Annotated in this window: 5 protein-coding genes; all 5 read left to right on the top strand. The window is 64.2% G+C overall.

Annotated features, from left to right (window positions below):
* Positions 1–1,152: tRNA uridine-5-carboxymethylaminomethyl(34) synthesis GTPase MnmE (mnmE, locus tag IC66_RS0119005; protein ID WP_038948662.1), on the top strand; the 1,152-nt coding region annotated here is incomplete at its 5' end.
* Positions 1,153–1,721: 569 nt separating this feature from the next.
* On the top strand, positions 1,722–3,602 hold the full coding sequence (gene mnmG, locus IC66_RS0119010) for a tRNA uridine-5-carboxymethylaminomethyl(34) synthesis enzyme MnmG (RefSeq protein WP_038948663.1): 1,881 nt from the start codon (positions 1,722–1,724) through the stop codon (positions 3,600–3,602).
* Between the two features lie 153 nt (positions 3,603–3,755).
* A complete protein-coding gene (gene rsmG, locus IC66_RS0119015) occupies positions 3,756–4,385 on the top strand; it encodes a 16S rRNA (guanine(527)-N(7))-methyltransferase RsmG (protein ID WP_371731601.1) in 630 nt (209 codons plus the stop codon).
* A gap of 30 nt (positions 4,386–4,415) precedes the next feature.
* The gene (locus IC66_RS0119020; RefSeq protein ID WP_018323546.1) at positions 4,416–5,294 is read left to right on the top strand and encodes a ParA family protein; all 879 of its coding nucleotides are present in this window, start codon (positions 4,416–4,418) and stop codon (positions 5,292–5,294) included.
* Between the two features lie 149 nt (positions 5,295–5,443).
* Positions 5,444–5,956: ParB/RepB/Spo0J family partition protein (locus IC66_RS0119025; protein ID WP_038948665.1), on the top strand; the 513-nt coding region annotated here is incomplete at its 3' end.

The raw sequence follows: 5,956 nt of genomic DNA on the forward strand, positions 1-5,956 counted from the left end.
TTTCCGGGGCCGGCCAGCGCGACCGGCGAGGACGTCGCCGAATTCCACGTTCATGGCGGCCGGGCCGTGCTCTCGGTACTGTTCGCTGCAATTTCGATAATTCCGAATATGCGAGCGGCCGAGCCGGGCGAGTTCACGCGGCGCGCGTTCGAGAACGGCAAGCTCGATCTCACCGAGGCCGAAGGCCTCGACGATCTCATCCATGCCGACACCGACCGCCAGCGTCGCCAGGCGCTGCGCCAGCTGCAGGGCCTGCTCGGTGACCGCGCGCGCGACTGGCGCGAGCGCATCATCGAGGCCTCGGCGCTGATCGAGGCCGGCATCGATTTTTCCGACGAGGGCGATGTGCCGGCGGAATTGAGGTCGCCGGCGGTGAAAGCGATCAAGACCCTGCACGACGAAATCATAAAAGTCCTTGCGGCACAGGGACATTCTGAACGGCTGCGTGAGGGCCTGGTGGTTGCGATCGCGGGCGAGCCGAATGTCGGCAAGTCGACGCTAATGAATCAGCTCGCGCGCCGCGAGGTCGCGATCGTCTCGCCGCATGCCGGCACCACGCGCGACGTGATCGAGGTGCAGCTCGATCTCGATGGCTATCCCGTCACGGTGATCGACACCGCCGGCATCCGCGAGACCGATGATCCGGTCGAGCAGGAGGGCGTGCGCCGCGCGAGAGCGCGGGCCGAGGACGCCGATCTCGTGCTGTGGCTGGTGGAGGGCGAGCAAGCCGTCAATCCGGATGCGCTGCGTTCCCTTCGGAAATCCGAAGGCGGCGATCGGTCGGAGGGGTCCGTCTGGATCGTCCGTAACAAGATCGATCTCGGGGGCCGGGGTATCAAGTCGAGCGGCGAGTTCGGGATCTCGGCGAGACGGGGTGATGGCATCCCCGAGCTGGTCGATGCGCTGGTGAAATTCGCTTCCGAGTTTTTCGGAACCACCGAGGGCGCGCTGGTGACCCGGGCTCGCCAAAGGGAACTGTTGGTCCGGACGTCGGAGAGCTTGCGCCGGAGTCTGGACCTTGTAGAAGACGGCGAGGAGCTTGCAGCCGAAGAGCTGCGCGCCGCCGCTTACGCCCTGGGCCGGTTGCTGGGCCGGGTGGATGTCGAAGACGTCCTCGGAGCGATCTTCCAAAAGTTTTGTATCGGAAAGTAGATCTAGTTCTTCATTGTAGAACTAGCGCTTGTTCCATTCCTTCTGTTTCACGTGAAACATCCCCCTTTAGGCTTGATATCGATTTGGGAACCCCGTTTCGGAGTCGGGGTGGCGTGAGACGTGATCTGGGCCTCCGGCTCCTTCGCCGCGTTCGAGATCCGGCGTGCGCGCGGTTGTTTCACGTGAAACACCGCTCGGCTGAAGGCCGGGGTCCCGGCGCGAACGGAAGTTCCAGTCTCCGCGAGTGTAAAGGACTGTTACAGCTGCTACGCGTCAGTGCGAGGGAGCACTTGCGACGAAGCGTCCGAGAGGGATTCTGGCTTGCTTCGCTTTGCTCGCAATGCCTGAGCGTGGCGTCCAGCGGATCCAATATCCACCAGCGTCCAAACTGCCCGGGTGGAATGCCGATTTCGTTTCACGTGAAACACGAAACAATTCAATGGCCATTCTACTGTGCATGGGGTTGTTTTCGTGAAATCGCTTTCGGCCCCTGGTCCGTGTTTCACGTGAAACATCGCCTCGCCAGTTTCTACTTCCGGCTTTCCCGACACTGAGCTAGAAGTCCGGACATGCGAACAGAGCGAGAGAGCTTCGACGTCATCGTGATTGGCGGCGGCCACGCCGGCTGTGAAGCCGCGGCTGCGTCTGCCCGGATGGGCGCTGCGACGGCTCTGGTGACGCATCGTTTCGCCACCGTTGGCGCGATGTCCTGCAATCCGGCGATCGGCGGCCTCGGCAAGGGGCATCTGGTTCGCGAAGTCGATGCGCTGGACGGTCTGATGGGGCGCGTGGGCGATGCCGGCGGCATCCAGTTTCGCGTGCTCAATCGTCGAAAAGGTCCCGCCGTCCGCGGTCCTCGGGCCCAAGCCGACCGGAAGCTTTATGCCGCTGCGATGCAGGCCGCGATCCGGGAAACCGAGGGTCTTTCCGTCATCCAAGGCGAGGCTGACGATCTGATCGTGGTCGATAACCGCGTCACCGGACTGCGCCTGGCGGATGGCCGGGAGCTTCGGGCAGGGGCTGTTGTCGTCACCACCGGTACCTTCCTCCGTGGTCTGATCCATCTCGGTGAGAAGAACTGGCCGGCCGGCCGCGTCGGAGAGGCGCCCGCGATGGGTCTTTCCGGCTCCTTCGAGCGCGCCGGCTTCACCCTTGGACGGCTCAAGACCGGCACTCCGCCGCGTCTCGACGGCACCACGATCGACTGGTCGGCGGTCGAAATGCAGCCCGGCGACGAGCCGCCAGAGCCGTTTTCGGTGATGACCGAGCGGATCACCACCCCGCAGATCCAGTGCGGGATCACCCGGACCACGGCCGCGACCCATGAGGTGATCCGGGCCAATGTCCATCGCTCCCCGATGTACTCCGGCCAGATCAAGAGCTCTGGTCCCCGCTATTGCCCCTCCATCGAGGACAAGATCGTCCGCTTCGGCGATCGTGACGGTCATCAGATCTTCCTGGAGCCGGAAGGCCTCGACGACAGCACCGTCTATCCCAACGGCATCTCGACCTCGCTGCCGGAGGAGGTCCAGCTCGCGATCCTCGCCAGCATTCCCGGCCTTGAGCGAGTGAAGATGGTCCGGCCGGGCTATGCCATCGAATACGACCACATCGATCCCCGCGAGCTCGATCCGACCCTGCAGACCAAGCGCCTCCGCGGCCTGTTCCTGGCCGGACAGATCAACGGCACCACCGGATACGAAGAGGCTGCCGGGCAGGGCATCGTGGCCGGCCTGAACGCGGCACTGGCTGCGAGCGGGGCCGCATTGACGGTGTTCGACCGTGCCGACGGCTATCTCGGTGTGATGATCGACGACCTCGTCACCCGCGGGATCAGCGAGCCCTATCGGATGTTCACCTCCAGGGCCGAGTATCGCCTGACCTTGCGGGCGGACAATGCCGATCAGCGTTTGACCGAGAAGGGGATCGCTTTGGGGTGCGTCGGCAGTGCCCGGACCCAGCATCATCGTGCCAAGATGGACGCCCTGAACGCGGCCAGGGCGCTGTCGAAGTCGCTGGCGATCACCCCGAACGAAGCGATCAAGCACGGGCTGTCCCTGAACCGGGACGGCCAGCGCCGGTCGGCGTTCTCCCTGATGGCCTATCCGGATATCGGCTGGAGCCAGGTCCGCGCGATCTGGCCGGAGCTGTCCGCCATCGATCCCGTCATCGCCACACATCTCGAGATCGACGCCAAGTACGATGTCTACCTCGATCGCCAGAGCGCCGACGTCGAGGCCTTCCGGCGCGACGAGGGGCTGGTGCTGTCTGAGGTCGATTACCAGCAGGTGCCCGGGCTCTCCAACGAGGTGCGTGCCAAGCTGGAGAAGGCACGGCCGTTCACCGTCGGGCAGGCTGGCCGGATCGACGGCATGACGCCGGCAGCGCTCGGCATTCTCGCGGCCTATCTCCGGCGTGAGGCACGCAAATCCACCAAGGCAATCGCATAGGCGTTTCACGTGAAACAGCGCGGACCGGGCGGGGACAGACCGCTAACGCGACGACCAGGGACAGGTGAGGGCGCGCATCGTCGATCTGACCCGGGACCGACCAAGCCGAAGATCGACAAAGCTAGTGCCAACGATCAGGCGCTCGATTCCGTCATCGCTGCCGACAAGCGTGAGGCGCTCGAGCTCGCGCCCGTTTCACATGAAACGGAAGCCCGGCTCGATCGCTACATCGCGCTGCTGCGGGAGTGGCAGGCCAAGACCAATCTGGTCGCGCCCTCGACCCTGCCGCAGCTCTGGACCCGGCACATCGCCGATTCGCTCCAGCTCGTCGATCTCGCGCCCGCCGCGAAGCGCTGGGCCGATCTCGGCAGCGGCGGCGGCTTTCCCGGCATTGTCCTGGCCTGCGCCATGGCCGGGACGCCGGGTGCGAGCGTTCATCTCGTCGAGCGAATCGCCAAGAAGGCGGCGTTCCTGCGCGAAGCGGTTCGCGTCACCACATCTCCGGGAGTCGTACATCTCGCTGAGATCGGGGATAATGTGGATAGAATCACCGGCCCCGTCGATTGCGTCACCGCCCGTGCGCTGGCTCCGCTACATCAACTCATCGGCTTTGCGGAGCCGCTGATGCGCCAAGGCGCAAAGGCGTTATTTCTCAAGGGTCAAGATGTAGAGGCTGAATTGACCGAAGCCGCTAAATATTGGAATATCGAGCCTCGACTCCACCAAAGCCGCACGGGTGACGGCTGGATCGTGGAGCTCGATGCCGCCGAACGGCGCAGCTGAGGCGCTCAGGGGTTGAGTGGGGAAATTTCGATGACCGTGATTGACGAGCCGCAGCAAGAGCAGACCCAAGAACCGACCCAAGAACCGACCAGCGAGGTGCCGCATGGCCATCCGCGCATCCTGGCGCTGGCGAATCAGAAGGGCGGTGTGGGGAAAACAACCACAGCGATCAATCTTGGCACCGCACTCGCCGCGATCGGCGAGCGTGTGTTGATCGTCGATCTCGATCCGCAGGGCAACGCCTCGACCGGCCTCGGCATCGATCGCCGCAACCGCTCATGCTCGACCTATGACGTGCTGATTGGTGAAGCCCCGCTGCGCGAGGCCGTGGTCTCGACCGCGGTGCCGCGGCTGCACATCGCGCCCTCGACCATGGATCTCTCCGGCCTCGAGCTCGAGCTCGGCACCACGCCTGGCCGCGCCTTCAAGCTGCGCGACGCCATCGGTGCGCTCAACAACAACGTCTCGCCGGATGCCGACTACACCTATGTGCTGATCGACTGCCCGCCCTCGCTTAACCTGCTCACGGTGAACGCGATGGCGGCGTCGGACGCGATCCTGGTGCCGCTGCAGTGCGAGTTCTTCGCGCTCGAAGGTCTGTCGCAATTGCTGCAGACCGTGGAGCAGGTGCGCTCGACACTCAATCCGAACCTGTCGATCCACGGCATCGTGCTGACCATGTTCGACTCGCGCAACAACCTCTCCAACCAGGTCGTCGCCGACGTCCGGCAGTTCATGGGCGAGAAGGTCTACAAGACCATGATCCCGCGCAACGTGCGCATCTCGGAAGCGCCGTCCTACGGCAAGCCGGTGCTGGTCTACGATCTCAAATGCGTCGGCAGCGAAGCCTATTTGCGGCTCGCCACCGAAGTGATCCAGCGCGAGCGCGAGCTGCGCGTCACGCATTGACGAGGCCGTAGGGTGGGCAAAGGCGTCTTCGCCGTGCCCACCAACTTCCACACACGATCGGTGGGCACGCTTCGCTTTGCCCACCCCAAGATTCTACGATTCGAAATTCAGTTCTGGAGTGCTGCACCGTGAATCCAAGGGAGCTGGCGATGGCCGACGAAGCGCGTTCGCGATTGGGCCGGGGTCTTGCAAGTCTGATCGGTGACGTCGGCGGCGAGGCTCAGCATGTCGATCGGCCGCGCGCGCAGCGCAAGGTGCCGATCGAGTTCATCAAGGCCAATCCGCGCAATCCGCGCCGCACCTTTTCGGACACCGAGCTGAAGGAGCTCAGCGAGTCGATCAGGCAGCACGGCGTGATCCAGCCGATCGTGGTGCGTCCGGTGAAGGGCGCACAGGACCGCTTTGAGATCATCGCCGGCGAACGGCGCTGGCGCGCCTCGCAGATGGCCGGCCTGCACGAAGTGCCGATCGTCCCGGTCGACATCAGCGACAGCGACGCGCTGGAGTTCGCGATCGTCGAGAACGTGCAGCGCGAGGACCTCAACCCGATGGAAGAGGCGCAGGGCTATCATGCGCTCGCCAACGAGTTCAAACGCAGCCAGGACGACATCGCAAAGGTCGTCGGCAAGAGCCGCAGCCACGTCGCCAACATGATGCGGCTG

Origin of the sequence: Bradyrhizobium genomosp. III (assembly GCF_000261705.1) — a bacterium.
In the GTDB taxonomy this organism is placed as follows: Bacteria; Pseudomonadota; Alphaproteobacteria; order Rhizobiales; family Xanthobacteraceae; genus Bradyrhizobium; species Bradyrhizobium ottawaense.